The sequence below is a fragment of the Candidatus Poriferisodalis multihospitum genome, assembly GCF_028283155.1.
GTDB classification, from domain to species: Bacteria; Actinomycetota; Acidimicrobiia; order Acidimicrobiales; family Poriferisodalaceae; genus Poriferisodalis; species Poriferisodalis multihospitum.
This window is the reverse complement of record NZ_JAPYOK010000082.1, coordinates 21,965-38,253: the sequence shown is the minus strand read 5'-3', so window position 1 is coordinate 38,253 and position 16,289 is coordinate 21,965. Positions and strand designations below refer to the sequence as shown.

The following is a 16,289-nucleotide window of genomic DNA, read 5'->3' as shown; positions in this document are numbered from 1 at the left end:
TCGAGGTGATCCGCCAGACGCCCCAGCACACCTACCAGGTGCTCACCAAGCGAGCGCAGCGGCTGAGCCGGATCGCAGGCGAGCTCGACTGGCCGTCGAACCTGTGGATGGGCGTGAGCGTGGAGACTCGCCGGTACGCCTTCCGCATGGATCACCTGCGCAAGGTGCCCGCAGCGGTGAGGTTCGTGAGCGCCGAGCCGTTGCTCGGCCCGCTCGGCGAGCTCGATCTTGCGGGCATCGATTGGGTGATTGCCGGCGGCGAGTCCGGTGCCGGCGCCCGGCCCATGGAGCTGGAGTGGGTCACCGAGCTGCGTGACAGGTGCACGGCGGCCGGCGTGGCGTTCTTCTTCAAGCAGTGGGGAGGCAGGACGCCCAAGGCCGGCGGCCGGGAGCTCGAGGGCGAGGTGTGGGACGAGCTGCCGGCAGCGACGGTTTAGCGTCTAGGCCTCGAGCGCCAGGGAGCCCTAGTCAAAGCGAGCTCGTATGGACTTCGACGCGACGTGCCTAGCCGGCGACGAGTTGCTGGACCCGTTGGTGGGACACGCCCAGGAGACGGGCCGCATCACGGCGCGAGACGCCGGCCTCGGTGAGGCGAAGCGCAGCGGCGCGTTGGCGAGCCAGGTAGATCTCGTGGGCCTCCAGTGCCTGGTCACGCAGGCGTGAGAGCTCGGCAACATCGACGTCGGCAACATCGATGCGCTCCTCGAGTTCGACGGCAGACTCGGGGACATCGGCGGTGACAGCGATGGCCTCGCGGGCATTCGTCGCCGCTTCGTCGAGGTTCCGACCGAACGTGTGGACGTCGTCCATACCGTCGATCTCGACGAGCCAGGCGTCGTCGCCGGGATCTCGCCGGTAGGTCACTGAGTAGGTAGTCATCGCCTCAGCCATCCCTTCCCGAGACATGGTTCAAGCTGGCGCTCGATAGCACGCAGAGTTCCGATTGGAATGTCGCGGCCTGCGTGCACCGGCACAGTTGTCGAGCATTCACCGCAGCGCAGCCGCACGTGTGAGCCTCGCTGCCGCAACACCTCGCATCCAAGTCGACGCGTCATGCGCAACAGTTCGTCGCCTGTCACGTGTCAACCACACTAGACAGACTAGCTTGCTGCCGACCATGCTGGGCGTGCGTCCGGGGCACTGGATTGGGCAGTGGTGGTGTCCAACGAGCGCAGCAAACAGGAGGATGCTGCTGATGCCGAGTACCGGGAAGTTCAGCGAATTGCGGGACGAGGCACGGCGCGACTCCGAGAGCGCTGGGCGAATCGACGAGGCCAAGCGGCGAGCGCTCGCAGAGCTGCGGTCTTGCGACTCGTCAGTCTCACCTCAGCGCGGGGCGTGACGTTCGGAGTCGATTACTCGCCGAGCCAATCTTTGGGCTTGTCGGCTCGGAACTGCCACAGGGTGATGGCGATGAACAGCGCCGTGAAGCCGAGCAGCATTGCGATGGCACGGTTGAAGCCCTGCTCGCCGGCGAGCACGCTGCGGTAGGCGTCGATTGCCCAGTACACGGGGCTGGCGGGGGCGATGGCCTGCACCCAGTCCGGCAGCGTGGTGATCTGGGCGATGGCGCCACCGGCGCCTGCGACGGCCATGGTGCCGAGCATCGAGGCGGCATTGAGCTGCGACATGGTGCGGCACAGCGAGGTCATTGCGATCGCGAGGGTGACGTAGGTGGCCGCGCAGGCCAGCGCTGTGATGACGAGCTGCGCTGCGCCGCCGGGCACCTCGAGGCCGAAGGTGGCGATGCCGACGGCCACCAGCAGGAGCTGCTGGGCGGCGGTCACGGCGAGCATCGGGATGGCCTTGCCGGTGACGATCTCGATCGTGCGGATCGGGGCGATGCGCAGCCGGTCCCAGGTGCCCCATCCGTGCTCGCGGAAGAACGAGAACCCCATCGATCCGGTGCCCAGCAGCGCGAACAGCGAGGCCAGGGCGGGCACCGAGTGCTCCGGACCGCCGATGAGCGCGTCGAACACGAAGAACAGCAGCACCCCCGGCATGCCGACCAGCACGAACAGGGGGAAGGGGTCGCGGCGCAGCAGGCGCAGCTCGTTGCGGGTGACGAGGAGGGTTCTAGACATCGGCGGTGCTTCCGGGGGTGACGTCGGCGGTGCTGGCGGCGGCGCTGTTGCCGTCGTCCGCGCCGATCACCCGCTCGTACAGGCGGCGGACCGAGGGCCGCTCCACCACCACTTCGGCAATCTGGTCTTGGTCGACGGAATTGATCGCCGCCAGCAGGTCACGGTCGTCGAACGACACGGTCTCGCCGCTGCCGAGCGTGATGACCGTGGCGGGGTCGGCGACGGCTGCGAGCAGGTCGGCGAGCGGCCCGGCCGCGACCCGGCGGCCGCGGTCGATGATCACCAGCGAGTCGCACGCCTCGTCGGCTTCCTCGAGGTAGTGGGTGCTGAAGATGACCGCGGTGCCCTGGGCCGCCAGCCGGCGGATGCCGTCGATCACCCGCTGGCGGGCCGAGACGTCGAGACCGGCCGTCGGCTCATCCACCAGCAGCAGCCGGGGCTCGTGGATGACGGCGGTCGCCAGGTGCACCAGCTTCTGCTGCCCCACGCTGAGGTCCTTCACCCTGCGTTCGGTCAACGGGCCGAGGTCGAAGAGGTCGACGATCTTCTCAGTTGCCTTGGTGAGCGAGCCGCCCCGCAGGCCGTAGAGGCCGCCGAAGTAGGAGAGGTTGTCCGACACCCGCAGCGACAGGTACAGCGCCGTCCGCTGGGCGGCGTACCCGACCATGGCGCTCACCGGCGGCGCGTTAAATCGGCGACGCCGAAATTGTTGCCGCTGTTGCGGTCACGTCAGCAGGGCGAGATTCTGGCCCGGCTGCTCGGCGACCCCGAACTCGAAGCCAGCGTCACCGACATCGCCGCGATGCTGGGGCTGCCGATCAGCTCTGTGCACAGAGAAATCGAGCGGGCGCAGGCTGCCGGCATCGTCACAAGCCGCAAGATCGGCAACGTCCGCCTTGTGCGAGCGAATACCGACAGCCCCTACTACCGGGGCCTTGCCGACGTGCTGGTGAGGGCGTTCGGCCCCCCGCACGTGCTTGCGGAGGTGCTGGCGGATGTCGACGGCATCGATGCTGCGTACGTCTACGGATCGTGGGCAGCCCGCTGGTCTGAGGATGGGGGCACCCGACCCGTTGCCGATATCGACGTTCTCGTGCTGGGCTCACCAGACCGCGACCGGCTCTACGCAGCGCTCTCCGCAGCCGAGGAGCGACTCGGCCGCCCCGTCCAGGACGCGGTGCGCCCGGCCGGCTGGATCGACGACGGCACCGGCAGCTTTCACGCAACCGTCGTCAGCCGGCCGCTCGTGCAGATCGACCTTGGTCAGGGCTGAACGGCTTCAAGGCAACCGTTTCGGCGATTCGGCGAGAGCCGTCCACTGCCGCTCTGGCCAGGGAGATCGCCCACATCGCGTCCTCGCTCGTCAGCGGTGGCGTGTCTGCGTCGTAGTACTGCGCAGAGTGACGTTTCCGGCGGAATCTCTCGAATGTCGGCTTCGCGAATTCGGGGATGGAGTCCGCGAACTGGGCCGAGACTGCATCTTCGACAGTGACATGGGAGCCTTCCCCGGACGTCGGCCTCAGAGACTGACGCAGCAGGAGCGACTCGGCTGCCATCCGGTACGCGTCGTACGCAACTGTGAATGCGCCGGCGATGTCGCCGACGTCGATCCCGGCGTTCGCAGTGCCGAGCCGCCGTTCGGCTTGACCGAGCACCTCGTCACCCGCCTTCTGGCGGCCTTCGACCGCAATCTGCTCGAGGCGTTTCGCCTCGATGAGGTAGGTGATGGCGTCCCGGCCTCGCATCCTGCCGACCGTAGCGACGGTGCGGGCTATCGGTTCCATTGATTTCGTAGAGGTGGCCAGATGAGTGTGGAGGCGCGCCGGGCCGCCGATGACGGCGGTTGGCGCGAGGCCGGGCGGGACGGCTAGAGCTTGGCTGCGATGCGTTCGAGCGTGTTCCAGTTGCGGGCTGTGGCGGTGACGTCGAGATGTCGCTCGAGGTGCGAGTACGACAGACGCAGCGCCTTGATGCCATCGGGTGCCCAGACGTATGCCTCTGTGCCCTCGATGTGGAGGACTTCGGGGCTGTGGTCGGCGTCGGCGAGCTCACGGATAGCGTCGGGACTCGGCTCTTCCGACAGGAAGTTGACGAGGTAGCGAGACCCGTCGTCGGCGATGTGGCCGAGTGGGTTGCGGTCGAGGATGGCTTCGATCTCGGCGGCCGTGCGGGCGGCGCAGGGCACGTGGACGTCGAATTCGTCGGCGAGGAGTTGCCGGACAGCGGCGGCCACGGAGTCGGCATTGGGCTGGTCGGGGGCGATCTCGGCGGTGACGATGATGTTGCCGCTCTGCAGGATCGTGACGGGATCGGCGTAGCCGGCCTCGGCCAGCTTGGGTCGCAGCTCGGCCATGGGGACCCGGTTGTGCCCGCCCACGTTGATGCCCCGGGGCAGGACGACGCAGCGGGCGGTCATGGCTGGCGGGTCACTCCGGTCATGAGCGAACGGTAGGGCGACGGCGGCAGTCGGTGCCATGAACACATGTCACACCCTCCTTCTACTCAGAGACCACGTCCGGCAGAACTGCTGAGCTGCGGAGCGCCGAAGGATCGAAGGCCCACCAAAGTGACCTCTGAGCGGCAAGACTGCGGCCGGCGAAAGGGACGGGCGATGAACGGACGAGTCAGCGACACCTCGGCGCTGCGTCAGATCTACCGCCAGCCGTCCAGGCTGGTGGCCAACAAGAACGTGCCGGCCATCGATGCCGAATCGGCCCGGTTCCTGGCGTTGTCGCCACTGTGCGTGCTGGCGACCCATGGCCCGGACGGCACCGACGCTTCGCCCCGTGGCGGGCCTCCGGGATTCGCCCGGGTGCTCGATGACGGCACACGCTTGGCCTTCGGCGATCTCGCCGGCAACAACCGGCTCGACTCGTACACCAACTTCCTGGACAACCCCCAGGTCGGCTTGATCTTCTTCGTACCCGGCAGCGATCACACTGTGCGGGTGAACGGCGCTGCTTCGCTCACGACCGATCCCGACGTCTGTGCGGCGACAGCGGTGGGGGATCGGGTGCCCAAAACGGCCGTGGTCGTCGATGTCGACGAGTGCTTTCTCCACTGCGGGAAGGCGCTGATACGCGCCAACCTCTGGGACACGTCGACGTGGCCGGATAGCGAGGTGCCCACGGCGGGCGAGATCCTTGCCTCCCAGCATGAGCTGCAGGCTGAACCAAGCGCCATCGACCAAGACCTCGAAGCGGGCTACGAAGCCACGCTGTGGTCCGACGCAGGCTGACCACCGGAGCCACTGCTTCCCCCATGCGCTCATCGATTCCTGGCAGGGCGATCGGATTGTCGGCCGGGTTCGTCAGGGCGTAACGGTCCGAAGGGTTTCGGTATTGCCGTCCACGCTGAGGACTTGGCCCGATACGTAGCGAGCGGCGTCCGAGAGCAGCCAGCAACAGGCCTCGCCGATGTCGTTGCCGGCGACGAGCGTGTGCATCGACACTTGTGCGGTGTAGCCGGCCTTGATCTCTTCGGCCGTGGTGCCGGTGGCAACTGCCTCACGCTCGATCACACCGTCCATGCGCGGGCCCTCGACAGTGCCGGGGCAGATCGCGTTGACTCGAATGCCGCGCTCGCCGAGTTCCATAGCCCACGTCTTGGTGAGGCCCACCACGGCCCACTTCGAGGCGGCGTAGGGACTCCGCAGCGGGTAGCCGAAGATGCCAGCGGTGGAAACGATGTTGACAATCGAGCCGCCCGCACCTAGCAGCGGCACCGTCGCCGCAGTGCAGCGGAACGTGCTGCCCACGTTCACCTTCACGCAGTGATCGAACGCTGCCGGATCGAGGTCTTCGACGCGGCCTGTCGGGCCAGCGATGCCGACGTTGTTGACCAGTCCGTCGATGCCACCCATCTGCTCGACGGCGGCTGCGAACAGCCGGGCCACATCGGCCTCGTCGGCGACGTCGTAGTGCCCGTCGACATCGGTGTCCGGGTCGATGTCGACGCCGAACACCTCGGCCCCGTAGCCACATGCCGTTTCCGCAATGGCAGCACCGAGCCCGGCGCCCGCCCCAGTCACGACGATGCGCTTGCCCTCGAGCACGTTACGACGCGTGGATGTAGCCGACCGCCGGGTCGTAAGGCTGAGTCGGCGGTCCCTTGAGTTCGACGGTGTTGCCGTCGGGATCTTTCACGTACATCGACGGGCCGCGCCCGTCGGCGCCCCAGTTGTTGTACAGGCGGCCAGCTTCGACGCCGTGGGCTGCAAAATGCTCACGCAGGTCGGCTTCGTCGAACGGCTCGATCCGCACGCAGAAGTGGTCCACGTTGTGCGCCGTCGGACCCGGCGGTGGGCCGCCCTCCCTCCCCAGCACGCCCGCCACGTCGACCAAGTCGATGATGCAATCGCCGGCCCGCAACTGGTACAGGCCGATCTCATCGTTGATGTGCTCGACGCTGCAGCCGAGCACCGACGTGTAGAAGTCCATGCTCCGCTCGACGTCGATGACCCGCAGCACAATGTGGTCCAGCGATGTCAGTCGGAACATCGGGCAACCTCCCGGGGCTCATCGGCCGCTGAAGCTGACGTTGCCGACCACGCCAACCGCCGCCCGCAACTGCTCGCAACCGAGCGTACCGATGAGGCACGAGCCGCTTCGAACGCTGCTCAATGCATAGGTGGTGAGAGCAGAGTGAACCCTGCCGCGTCATAGGGTGGCCGCGTGCGGTTCCGCATGCTCGCCCGGTCCGTCACGGCGTTGCTTGTAACCACCCTGCTGGCAGCGGCCTGTGCCACTTCCGACACGAGCACGCCGCCACCGGGAACCGGACCCGCAGCGGACACCTCAGCCGCAGCGTCGGGCGAGGACGCTGGCCGGCAAGACACGTCGGCAACATCTGGCGATGCAACTGCTGACGCCCCGGAGACGACAGCGGACACGTCGGCGGGGGTCGCCGGCGCGAGCGAAAACGGGAACGCTGTGGTTCTGGACCCACGCGAAACCGGCCACCTGCGCAACTTCCTCGGCTACACGTTCCCTCCCGCGCCCGAGGTGCAGACCGGCCCGCTGCAACGCGCCGCGCTCAACGACCTCAACATGATCTGGTCCGGCTTGCAGCGAGGCGGCATCAGCGGCGACGCCATTGCCCGGCTAGGCCAGACGGGTGACCCTCGACTCGGGTGGATCGTCTCCGACCTGCTCAGGTTCATCCCTCCCGGCGAACTCACCGACGGGGCCATCTCGGCCTTCCAGTCGCTCACCGGCGTCAGGCTGGCCGACGACCCCGTCGCCCTGCGCAGCCCATGGCAGTCGGTAACCGACCACCTGCTCGCCTGGGACTTGCCCGTCTTCGACGGCTATGCCGAGTACAAGGAGCGGCTGTTCACGCTGGTCGAACCCGGCTGGCAGCCGTTCTTCGACGACGTCGACTCAGACATCGACTGGCGCATCGTGAGCTGGGGAGGTGTGCTCATCGACAACCGCGAGCTCGGCGACCCCCGACTGTGCCCCCGGGGCTGCATCCCCGCCCTCGACAATCCCGGCGTCACCGACGTCGAGGGCGGTTCCTGGTACCCCGACGACGGCATCGTGTTCGCCGTCGTGCTCGGCGGCGAGGCCCGCGCCTACCCCCGCCACATCATGGAAATCCACGAGATGATCAACGACACGCTCGGCGGGCGCCGCATCGGCATGCCGTATTGCACGCTGTGCGGCTCGGCCCAGGCGTACCTGACCGAGGAGGTGCCCGACGGCGTGGCCACGCCCGTGCTGCGAACCTCGGGCCTGCTGTCTCGGTCGAACAAGGTCATGTACGACCTCGTCACCAAGTCGGTGTTCAACACGTTCACGGGCAGGGCCATCTCGGGCCCGCTGCGCCGCCAGGGCGTCGTGCTGCCGCAGACCACCGTGGTCACCACGACCTGGGGCGAGTGGAAGGCGGCCCATCCCGACACGACGATCGTGGCCGAGGACGGAGGGATCGGGCGCAGCTACCCGCTCAACCCGCTGGGCGGCCGTGACGACAACGGGCCGATCTTCCCGGTCGGCGACGTCGACGAGCGTCTCAGCGTGCAGGACCAAGTCTTCGGCGTGGTGCTCGACGACGGCACGCCGGTCGCATTCCCCGTCGACGCGGCCGTGGCCGAGCTAGAAGCCGGCGGGACGGTGGAGCTCAGCGGCGTCACGCTGCAACTCGACGGCGGCGGGGTGCGTGCAGTCGACGCCGCCGGTGAACCCATCGAAGGCCACCAGTCGTTCTGGTTCGCCTGGAGCCAGTTCATGGCCGACACCCTGCTCTGGACGCCCTAGCCCGACGATTGGCCGTCAACACATGAGCAGGCTGTCGAAAGCGGCCACGGCGGCAGCGGTCGTCGGATTGGGGTCGCGCCAGGCGACATGGCCGTCGGGGCGCACCAGCACGGCACCCGCTTGACCGATGCCATACGCGGCGGCGAGGTCACCGCCGGGATCGTCGAGGTCGATGCCGAGCCGCAGCACACGAATCATCGGGTGGGCCGCAACGCCATCGCCACGATCGACGTCGGCACCGCAGATCAGCACGAACTGCGTGTCGAAGAGGTCCAGCGTTGAGGTCGCCCCGTCGAAGTCGATCGGCACATGGGGAGCGCGGTGTCCCGGTCGGGCCGTCGGCGCGTAGTCGGTCACCGGGTCGTCGACCGGCGGCGGCGTTGTGCCGTCGCCGATCAGGCAGCCGTCCTCGTAGTGCAGCCCGAGGTCCATCCCGAGCCAGTTCCCGTACCGCTCGGAGGACGCGAGGGCCACACGCTTCTCGTCGATGGTTGCCGTGCCCGATTCGACTAGCCGCCGGATCCGCCCGACGCTTCGGGAGTTCTCACGGGACCGATCGGCGTCGTACTGGGCTATGGGTGCCCGCTCGGCCTCGTAGGTGTCCAGCAACCGCTCGCCGGCATGGCCGTCGGCCACGGCAGCGAACTTCCACGCCAGGTTGTGGGCGTCTTGAACGGCCGTGTTCATGCCGAACCCGCCGGTGGGGGGCAGCTGGTGCGCAGCATCGCCGATCAGGAACACCCGACCGTCCCGGAACCGCTCCGCCACCGTCGAGGACATCACCCATGGGATGACGTCAGTCACCCGCAGGTCGAGTCCGTCGGAAAGCGCCTCGTCCCCGATCGAACGCCGGATCCACTGTTCGGCCACGTCGGTCGTGAAGTCCTCCGGGCGGTGCGTCGCCGGGTCGTAGTTGATCTGGCACAGCCACCGATCATTGGTGTCGATCTTCTGGAAGACGTTGCGGGCCGGCTTCGTCGTCCAGTACAGGGCTGACGGGCGATGATCGGTCCACGGGCCCAGGTCGGCGTAGAACTGGCAGTTGATCATCGTCCCGAAGCTGGCGATGCCGTCCATCTCGATGCCGAGGCTTTGGCGCACCCGCGACCCGGCCCCGTCCGCGCCCACGAGCCACCGGGCACGAAGCTGCCGGGTTCCCGATGGGCCACGGACCTCCGCCGCGACCCCGTCGCTGTCCTGGGTGACCTCGACAAGCTCCGTGTCCCAGCAGATCTGCACCTCCCTCATGCCCGCCAGTCGGCGCAGCAGGACTTCCTCGATCCGGTCCTGCGACGTCAGCAGCCACGGCGCCGGCGACAGCTCCACACCGTCCACGACCGGTTGCACTCCCGTCGTCACCCGGCCGATCTCGGTGCCGGCCAGCGTCTCGCAGTACACGAACTGCTCGGTCCACGGCAGCGGCAGGCTCGCGGCCTCGATCTCGTCCAGCACGCCCCACTGGCGCATGATCTCGGCGGTCCGCACGTTGACCGACCGGGCCCGGGGATGGGGATTCACACCTCCGCGCCGCTCCACAACGATCGCGTCGAGCCCGAGTCGCCCGAGCAGGATCGCCATCGACAACCCTGCCGGCCCGGCCCCTGCGATGAGAACGGTCGCGTCAGTCACAAACGCTCGTCAGCGTGGCCAGGGCCTCCCGCAGCTGGGCATCGAGGTCGGGATCGCTCACTGCGCCGGCCTCGGTGTCGAAGTTCTGGCCGAACCGGGGAATCGACAGGGTCGCCAGAATCTCGTTGCCGAAGTACCCGGCGAGGTGACTGGCCGTTCGCAGCACGAAGCCGCCCCCGCCGCCGCCCGGCGATGTGGACAGCATCACGATCGGCTTGTCGTGGTACACGCGCATGTCGATCCGCGACGCCCAGTCGAACACGTTCTTATAGGCGACCGTGTACGAGCCGTTGTGCTCGGCGAACGAGATCAGCAGCGCATCGGCCGCCCCGAGCGCGTTGTAGAAGTCGTGCGCCGGCTGCGGGATGCCCCCGGCCTCCTGCCGGTCGATGCTGTAGATCGGCATCTCGAAGTCGTTCAGATCGAGCGTGCTGATCTCGAGCGCATCGGGGTCCACACCGTCGATCTCGCCGCCCTGCAGCAACCCGATGACGTAGTCGACGAGCTGCCGGTTGATCGACTGGCTGCTGTTGGAGGCGGCGAACGCCAGGAGTTTCATGATGTCTCCGCGTGAGCAGTGTGGCTGATGATGGCGTCGATGATGACCGGCCACAGCGGCTCGGGCAGGTCATGGCCCATGTCGCCGAGCAGCAGCAGGTGCGCACCCGGGATCAGCTCGGCAGTGCGCTCGCCGCCGTTCGGCAAGATCAGCGTGTCGTCCCGCCCGTGGATCACCAGCGTCGGCACTCCCAACCGCCCGAGGGCCTCGGCTCGGGGCGCCGAGCCTCGAACGGCCGCCATCTGGCGGGGGAGCCCCTCGGGGTAGAACATGCGGTCGAATGCAGCAGCCAGGAACCCGGCCATCGCATCGGGGTCGTAGTGGCGCCGGCTCGACCAGATCTGTGACGACGCCACGCCGTTGGCGATGAACTCGTCCCGGTCCACCGGCGGCGGGGCGGTCAGCGCTTCGAGCGCCTCGGGCGCCGAATCGAAATACCCGCGCTCACCGGTCGTCGACATGATCGAGGTCATCGACAGCACCCGGTCGGGGTGATCAATCGCCATCTGCTGCACGATCATCCCGCCCATCGACACCCCGGCGATGTGCGCGGACTCGATGCCCAGATGGTCCAGCAGCCCCATGCCGTCGTTGCCGAAGTCGGACAGCGTGTAGGGCACGGGCGGCAACGGCTCGCCCGCCAGCGCGGCCTTGGTGACCGCCACCACGTCCACCTCGACCCCGTCCAAGTGCGTCGACAGGCCGACATCGCGGTTGTCGAAGCTGATGACGAATCGTCCCCGCTCGGCGAGCTGCTCTCGGAAGCCGGCCCGCCACCCCAGGATCTGCGACGAGTACCCGTTCACCAGCAGCAGCGCCGGATCGGCCGGATCGCCATGCGTCTCGTAGTAGAGCTCGATCGCTGTCGCTTCATGGGTGTTGGCGGGCGCAATGGGCATGGAGGTCTCCCGGTGGCGACGAGGCTGGCGGCGATGAGTCTGCCGCGGATTTGTCCGGCCTTGTCCTTTCGTGCCAACCATGCGGCGCTCTATCGTGCGAGTCATGCGGCGTATGCACGTCGGATTGCAGGTCGACGACCTTGACGAGTCCATCGAGTTCTACACCCGGCTGTTCGGCTGCGAGCCCACGCTGCGGCGCCCCGACTACGCCAAGTGGATGCTCGACGACCCCCGGGTCAACTTCTCGCTCGACACCCATGGCTGCGGCCAGCCAGGCTCGGCCCACTACGGCATCCAGGTGGACACGCATGACGAGCTCACCGATCTGCGCTCCCACATCGATGCGGCCGACCTGGCCCGTTCCGATCAAGACGACCTGGTGTGCGGCTACCAGCTGCAGCACAAGTCGTGGGTGACCGACCCCAACGGCCTGTGGTGGGAGGCATTCTTCACCGAAGGCGTAGTGGACGAGGGATACGGCACCGCCGAGATGCCCGACCCTGCCTAGCTGAACTACAGGTACACCAGCCGCGCTCTTCGCCGCCTCGGGTTGAGCGGGTTGGGCACGAACATCGGCACTGCGGCCTGGTAGAGGCTGTAGGCGGGATACCTCTCGCCCGAGATCTTCTCGGTAAGCCTCGTCGAGACGGCGAACAGCAGCAGCAGGATCACCCAGCCCAGCCCGGTCCAGTGCCACAGCTGGCCCGACGCCGAGATCGCGAACAGGTAGAACACGATCCACATGGCCTGCTCGCAGGTGCAGTTGGGATGGCGGCAGTAGCGGAACAGCCCCTCGGTGAGGAACGGCCGCTCCACCTCGGCGCCCTCGGCCGCGAGCCGCGCCTTGTTCTGCTGGAACCGCCACACCTGCTGGTCGGCGACGGTTTCCAGCACCAGCAGCACCACGAACGCCACGATCGCGACGTAGTCGAGCCAGCCCAGCGGCACCTCGGCGTACTGCCATGCCCGGTGCACCGGCGACGTGAACAGCCAGATGAGCGCCATCTGGCCGAACGACACGAAGAGCACGTTGAATGCCTGGAAGCCCACCTCGCCGATCTGCCAGCCGAGAACTCTCCGCTGGCTGATCTGCTCTCGGAGATAGGTCCATCGGTAGTCCTCGCTGTCGGGCCGCCACCCGCCCCGACGGATCAGGTTGAAGGTGAGCCGTGCACCCCACGCGCTCGCCAGCGCCGTCATCACCGTGACCCGGGCCGAGCCGAATCCCACGTCGGCGAGAACGATCCCGCAGTACAGCGCCGGCACGATCGACCACAGCCGGTCCACCCAGGAGGCGTCCCGCGTCAGGATCGACGCCATCCAGCTCAGCACCGCCACCGCCGTGCACGCTCCCAGTGCCACGCCGTACGGAGTGCCGACGAGGGGATGGTCGATTGCCGCGTAGACGAACCAGCCGGGCCCGAAGGCCAGCACGCCGACGATCGCGGCAGCGACTACCCGCAGACGAACGCTGCGCACGAGAGCCCCCGAGTCTCCCGCGGCCGGTGCCGTCAGTTGCAGAGGCCCTGCGCGCTCACGCCGCGATCGATGTAACACATCACGGTGCCCTCGACGTTGCGCAGCGTGAACGTTCCGTCGCTGTTGCGGGTCGCGAACACGCGCAGCCGGAAGCCGCGGATCGAATCGTCGGGCTGACCGACGACATCCATCGTGACCTCGCTGAGTTCGCCCACGGTGGGCTCGCCTGAGATCCTCACTCGCGATTCGGGTTCCTCTGATGCCACGGCGCCTGCGACGGTCCGTCCCAGCGCCGCCAAGTTCGCCGCGCTGGGCGTCTGGCCGAGGCGCGCCACAATCTGAGTGGTGGTGTCGGCGGTCGCGCCCAGCGGCGTCACGTAGTCGCCGCTGACCCAGCCGATCACGCCGGCTGCGTGCACTTCGTGCCAGAGCACCCCGGACACCTCTTGCCTCGTCCCGGTGGGAACGATGCCGGTGCCCGTGGAGTCGAGCTTGGCCACGATCTGGCCGCCGGGCTCCTCGCGCACGTTGAGCGTGCTGTCGTAGCCGATGCCCACGACGGACAGCACCAGGCGCTGCTCGGCCTCACCGTCGGAATCGGCCGCCGTCGTGGCGGTCACGACCTGCTGCGCGGCCGTTGTCGTGGGCGGGGGCGGCAGCGTCTGGACCGTGCCGATGGTGGTGGTGGGAATCGGTGCCGGTGCGGTTGCCACAGGCGCCGACGTGACGGCGGCAGGCTCAGGCCGTTCATCGACGGCCTCGGCGCTGTCGTCGTCGGAGTCGCCGAGGGCGACCACCAGCGCCGCGACCGCCACGATGAGCGCGAGCAGCGCTACGCCCAACGGCAGTCGATCCTTCAGCGCGATGAGCCCCTCAGAAGGCGCGCGCTCCATGCCGTGGGGCTCTGCAAACTCAGTTGGACCGGTCATCGGTGTCCTTCGTGTAGCTCTCGGCGTCGAGGGGGGAGCCGAAGCGACGAGGACCGCCAGGACTGCCCTGTGCGCCAGACCAGCCAGCGATGTCGACTCGCTTGGCATAGCGGCGCACGAGCACCGAGAGTACGACCTTGCGGGTCGGCGGAAAGAGCATGATCAGCCCGGCAGCGTCGGTCAGGAAGCCGGGTGTGAGCATGAATGCGCCGGCCAGCAGGATCAACAGCCCGTCCACGAGCTCGTTGCCGGGAATCTCGCCCTGCGCCACTCGCGTGCGGATCTGATTCAGCACGCCGAGCCCGGATCGCCGCACCATCCAGGCCCCCACGATGGACACCACGACCAGCAGCAGGATGGTCTGGCCGGCGCCGAGCCCGCCGGCCACCTGCACGATCACGAACAGCTCCAGCAGCGGAACCGAGATGAGCAACAGGATCAGCACCGCCAGCACGCCGCCCACCCTACGGCTGGCCGGCACCCGGCGATCCCGCGCTCGCAGCGGAGCTCGGCGTGCCTGCCGCGGCGCCCGTGCGACGCGCCTAGAGATCGAGTCCGATCGCCGCAATCGGCGTCGTCATCTGCATCTGCGGCGGCGAACCCATGAGCGGACCGAACGCAGCCATCGCCTCCTGCATGGCAGGCGTCTGGCCGTGGTGCTGCATCGACTCTGCGTCACTCATGAGAGCGAAGAACCAGAACTGGTTTCCCTCGCCCCGGTGGTACGAGTAGATCTCCACGCCCGGCTCACCCTTGGCGGCCTCGACCATCGAAGCCAGCACCGCCTCCATCTCGTCAGCCTTGCCGTCTTGACACGTGAAGCTGCCGATCACCGTTGCCTTGCCCATAGCCGTGCTCCTCGGATGTTCGGGTAGTCCCCGGCTGAGTCTGCCTCGGCGCCGTCCGCGTCAGGCGCGCCAAGCAGCCGGATCGGCGTCGTCACCCAGTACCGCGAATATCACCGTGGCGCCGTCGGGCCGTGCTGGTCATCGCACGCTGCCGCTCAGCCGCCTGCCCACAGCGGCGGGGCGGGCATCGGGCCGCGAGCTGCCTCGTACGCCGCTGCCAGCGACAGCGACAGGGTCTCGTCGCCGCCGCGGCACATGAACTGGATCGATGTCGGCAAGCGGCCCCCCGGTCCCGCCGGCGACACGCCCGTCGGCACGGTCGTCGAGCACAGCGCCAGGAAGTTCCCGGCCCGGGTGAACAGCGCCGGCGTGTTGGTCTCGTCGGCCTCGTCCACGGGCAGTGGCAGCATCGGCGTGGTGGGTGTCACCATCGCATCGAAGCCTTCGAACGCCTCGGCGAACTCGGCAAGGTCGGTGCGCCTCTGCACCATCGCTGCGATGTACTCGCCGGCCGAGATGGCGGCCCCAGGCAGCACCCTGGCCCGCACCCGCTCGTCCACCTTCGAGGCCGGATCCTCCATCATCTCGCCGTAGTAGTGGTACGACTCGGCCGTCACGATCACGAAGCGGGTGTTCTTCATTTCCTCGAACGACGTCGGCGGGTCGAAGGCCACCACATCGGCACCCAGCCCGGCCAGCACTCCCAACGCAGCGTCGTAGGCGGCGAGCTGGGCGGCATCCACTCCCGCACGCTCGGCATCGCTCAGGCAGCCGATGCGCCGACCGCCCAGGCCGCCCTCGAGCGCCGCCCGCATCGCCCTGTAGCGACCGCCACCGGCCAGCCAGTCACGTTCGACCTCGGCGGCAGGCGTTCCCAGCATGGCGTCGAACATCAGCGCCGCGTCGAGCACCGTCCGGGCCAACGGTCCCGGCGTGTCCAGCGTGTGCGACAGGGGAACGATGCCGTCGATGGGCAGCAGGCCCTCGGTGGTCTTCAGTCCCACGATCCCGCACAGCGCCGCCGGCAACCGCACCGACCCGCCCGTGTCGGTCCCCACAGCGCACGGCGCCATGCCCGCCGCCACCGCAGCACCCGACCCCGACGACGAGCCCCCCGGCGTGCGCAGCACCGCCGGATCCCACGGGTTCCACGGCGTTCCCATGTGCTGGTTCGTGCCCCAGCCGCCCATGGCGAACTCGACGGTCTTGGTCTTGCCCAGCAACACGCCGCCGGCCTCCAGCAGCCGGCGGGCAACCGTGCCCGTCGCCGGCGACACCCGGCTGGACCACTCGGCCGAGCCCGCCGTCGTGACCCGGCCCTCGACATCCACGATGTCTTTGAGCGCGAACGGCACGCCCCAGAACGGCCCTACCGGCTCGCCCGCCGCCAGCGTCAGCGCCACCTGGGCGGCCTCGGCCGCCACCCGGGCCTCATCGGCATACACCGCTTGCCAGGCGCCGACGCGCCCGTCCAGCGAAGCGATCGCCGTCAGGCATTCCTCGGTGGCCTCCACCGGCGACCGAGACCCATCCCGGTAGCCCGCCGCCAGCTCAGCAATCGTCGCCGTCACAGTTCCCCCAGCCAGCCCGGTCTCATCGCAG

At 68.3% G+C, this 16,289-nt stretch carries 21 protein-coding genes; 5 read left to right on the top strand and 16 right to left on the bottom strand.

From position 1 onward, the window contains the following. Positions 1 to 437: DUF5131 family protein (locus VI480_RS07950; protein WP_323672293.1), on the top strand; the 437-nt coding region annotated here is incomplete at its 5' end. A 67-nt stretch (positions 438 to 504) separates the two neighbouring features. On the opposite strand, the gene VI480_RS07945 is transcribed toward VI480_RS07950, so the two are convergent. From VI480_RS07945 to VI480_RS07935, 4 genes are all read right to left on the bottom strand, one after another. Beyond that, complete coding sequence (locus tag VI480_RS07945) at positions 505 to 879, bottom strand: helix-turn-helix domain-containing protein (RefSeq protein ID WP_323672292.1); 375 nt, start codon at positions 877 to 879, stop codon at positions 505 to 507. Further along, positions 876 to 1,079, bottom strand: coding sequence for a type II toxin-antitoxin system HicA family toxin (locus VI480_RS15650; RefSeq protein WP_416246663.1), 204 nt, complete (start codon positions 1,077 to 1,079; stop codon positions 876 to 878). The genes VI480_RS07945 and VI480_RS15650 overlap by 4 nt, the downstream gene beginning before the upstream one ends. Positions 1,080 to 1,355: 276 nt before the next feature. After that, a complete protein-coding gene (locus tag VI480_RS07940) occupies positions 1,356 to 2,084 on the bottom strand; it encodes an ABC transporter permease (RefSeq protein ID WP_323672291.1) in 729 nt (242 codons plus the stop codon). Then, positions 2,077 to 2,751, bottom strand: a complete 675-nt coding sequence (locus tag VI480_RS07935; RefSeq protein WP_323672294.1) for an ABC transporter ATP-binding protein — start codon at positions 2,749 to 2,751, stop codon at positions 2,077 to 2,079. Before VI480_RS07935 ends, VI480_RS07940 begins: the two co-directional genes overlap by 8 nt. A gap of 51 nt (positions 2,752 to 2,802) precedes the next feature. Between VI480_RS07935 and VI480_RS07930 the strand changes: the two genes are divergently transcribed. After that, complete coding sequence (locus tag VI480_RS07930; protein WP_323672290.1) at positions 2,803 to 3,357, top strand: hypothetical protein; 555 nt, start codon at positions 2,803 to 2,805, stop codon at positions 3,355 to 3,357. On the opposite strand, the gene VI480_RS07925 is transcribed toward VI480_RS07930, so the two are convergent. Beyond that, a complete protein-coding gene (locus tag VI480_RS07925) occupies positions 3,317 to 3,829 on the bottom strand; it encodes a hypothetical protein (RefSeq protein WP_323672289.1) in 513 nt (170 codons plus the stop codon). The genes VI480_RS07930 and VI480_RS07925 overlap by 41 nt on opposite strands. Before the next feature lie 122 nt (positions 3,830 to 3,951). Then, positions 3,952 to 4,500 (bottom strand): DUF1697 domain-containing protein, encoded by a 549-nt coding sequence (locus VI480_RS07920; protein ID WP_323672288.1) that lies wholly within the window; start codon positions 4,498 to 4,500, stop codon positions 3,952 to 3,954. A 195-nt stretch (positions 4,501 to 4,695) separates the two neighbouring features. Between VI480_RS07920 and VI480_RS07915 the strand changes: the two genes are divergently transcribed. Further along, complete coding sequence (locus tag VI480_RS07915; RefSeq protein WP_323672287.1) at positions 4,696 to 5,322, top strand: MSMEG_1061 family FMN-dependent PPOX-type flavoprotein; 627 nt, start codon at positions 4,696 to 4,698, stop codon at positions 5,320 to 5,322. 72 nt (positions 5,323 to 5,394) lie between these two features. On the opposite strand, the gene VI480_RS07910 is transcribed toward VI480_RS07915, so the two are convergent. Both VI480_RS07910 and VI480_RS07905 read right to left on the bottom strand, forming a co-directional pair. Beyond that, entirely contained in the window at positions 5,395 to 6,138 is a 744-nt protein-coding gene (locus tag VI480_RS07910) for an SDR family oxidoreductase (RefSeq protein ID WP_323672286.1), read from the bottom strand. Between the two features lies 1 nt (position 6,139). Next, entirely contained in the window at positions 6,140 to 6,583 is a 444-nt protein-coding gene (locus VI480_RS07905; RefSeq protein WP_323672285.1) for a VOC family protein, read from the bottom strand. A 174-nt stretch (positions 6,584 to 6,757) separates the two neighbouring features. Between VI480_RS07905 and VI480_RS07900 the strand changes: the two genes are divergently transcribed. Next, positions 6,758 to 8,344: a DUF3179 domain-containing (seleno)protein gene (locus tag VI480_RS07900; RefSeq protein WP_323672284.1), complete on the top strand. Its 1,587-nt coding sequence runs from the start codon at positions 6,758 to 6,760 to the stop codon at positions 8,342 to 8,344. Between the two features lie 15 nt (positions 8,345 to 8,359). Here VI480_RS07900 and VI480_RS07895 read toward each other — a convergent pair whose 3' ends face one another. From VI480_RS07895 to VI480_RS07885, 3 genes are read right to left on the bottom strand one after another with little or no spacing between them, the layout of a single operon-like run. Next, positions 8,360 to 9,973 carry an FAD-dependent monooxygenase gene (locus VI480_RS07895; RefSeq protein ID WP_323672283.1) on the bottom strand — a complete coding sequence of 538 codons (1,614 nt, stop codon included), beginning with the start codon at positions 9,971 to 9,973 and terminating at the stop codon, positions 8,360 to 8,362. Next, positions 9,966 to 10,532: an NAD(P)H-dependent oxidoreductase gene (locus VI480_RS07890; RefSeq protein WP_323672282.1), complete on the bottom strand. Its 567-nt coding sequence runs from the start codon at positions 10,530 to 10,532 to the stop codon at positions 9,966 to 9,968. Before VI480_RS07890 ends, VI480_RS07895 begins: the two co-directional genes overlap by 8 nt. After that, positions 10,529 to 11,431: an alpha/beta hydrolase gene (locus VI480_RS07885; protein WP_323672281.1), complete on the bottom strand. Its 903-nt coding sequence runs from the start codon at positions 11,429 to 11,431 to the stop codon at positions 10,529 to 10,531. Before VI480_RS07885 ends, VI480_RS07890 begins: the two co-directional genes overlap by 4 nt. Before the next feature lie 103 nt (positions 11,432 to 11,534). On the opposite strand from VI480_RS07885, the gene VI480_RS07880 reads away from it, so the two are divergent. Beyond that, positions 11,535 to 11,939, top strand: a complete 405-nt coding sequence (locus VI480_RS07880; protein ID WP_323672280.1) for a VOC family protein — start codon at positions 11,535 to 11,537, stop codon at positions 11,937 to 11,939. A 5-nt stretch (positions 11,940 to 11,944) separates the two neighbouring features. Here VI480_RS07880 and VI480_RS07875 read toward each other — a convergent pair whose 3' ends face one another. The 5 genes from VI480_RS07875 to VI480_RS07855 form a co-directional block, all read right to left on the bottom strand. Beyond that, a complete protein-coding gene (locus tag VI480_RS07875) occupies positions 11,945 to 12,910 on the bottom strand; it encodes a DUF1295 domain-containing protein (protein WP_323672279.1) in 966 nt (321 codons plus the stop codon). A gap of 32 nt (positions 12,911 to 12,942) precedes the next feature. Continuing rightward, the gene (locus VI480_RS07870; RefSeq protein ID WP_323672278.1) at positions 12,943 to 13,839 is read right to left on the bottom strand and encodes an SH3 domain-containing protein; all 897 of its coding nucleotides are present in this window, start codon (positions 13,837 to 13,839) and stop codon (positions 12,943 to 12,945) included. Next, a complete protein-coding gene (locus tag VI480_RS07865; protein ID WP_323672277.1) occupies positions 13,823 to 14,320 on the bottom strand; it encodes an FxsA family protein in 498 nt (165 codons plus the stop codon). Before VI480_RS07865 ends, VI480_RS07870 begins: the two co-directional genes overlap by 17 nt. A 61-nt stretch (positions 14,321 to 14,381) precedes the next feature. Continuing rightward, a complete protein-coding gene (locus VI480_RS07860; RefSeq protein ID WP_323672276.1) occupies positions 14,382 to 14,687 on the bottom strand; it encodes a putative quinol monooxygenase in 306 nt (101 codons plus the stop codon). A 155-nt stretch (positions 14,688 to 14,842) separates the two neighbouring features. Further along, positions 14,843 to 16,258: an amidase gene (locus tag VI480_RS07855; protein ID WP_323672275.1), complete on the bottom strand. Its 1,416-nt coding sequence runs from the start codon at positions 16,256 to 16,258 to the stop codon at positions 14,843 to 14,845. Positions 16,259 to 16,289 lie beyond the last annotated feature (31 nt).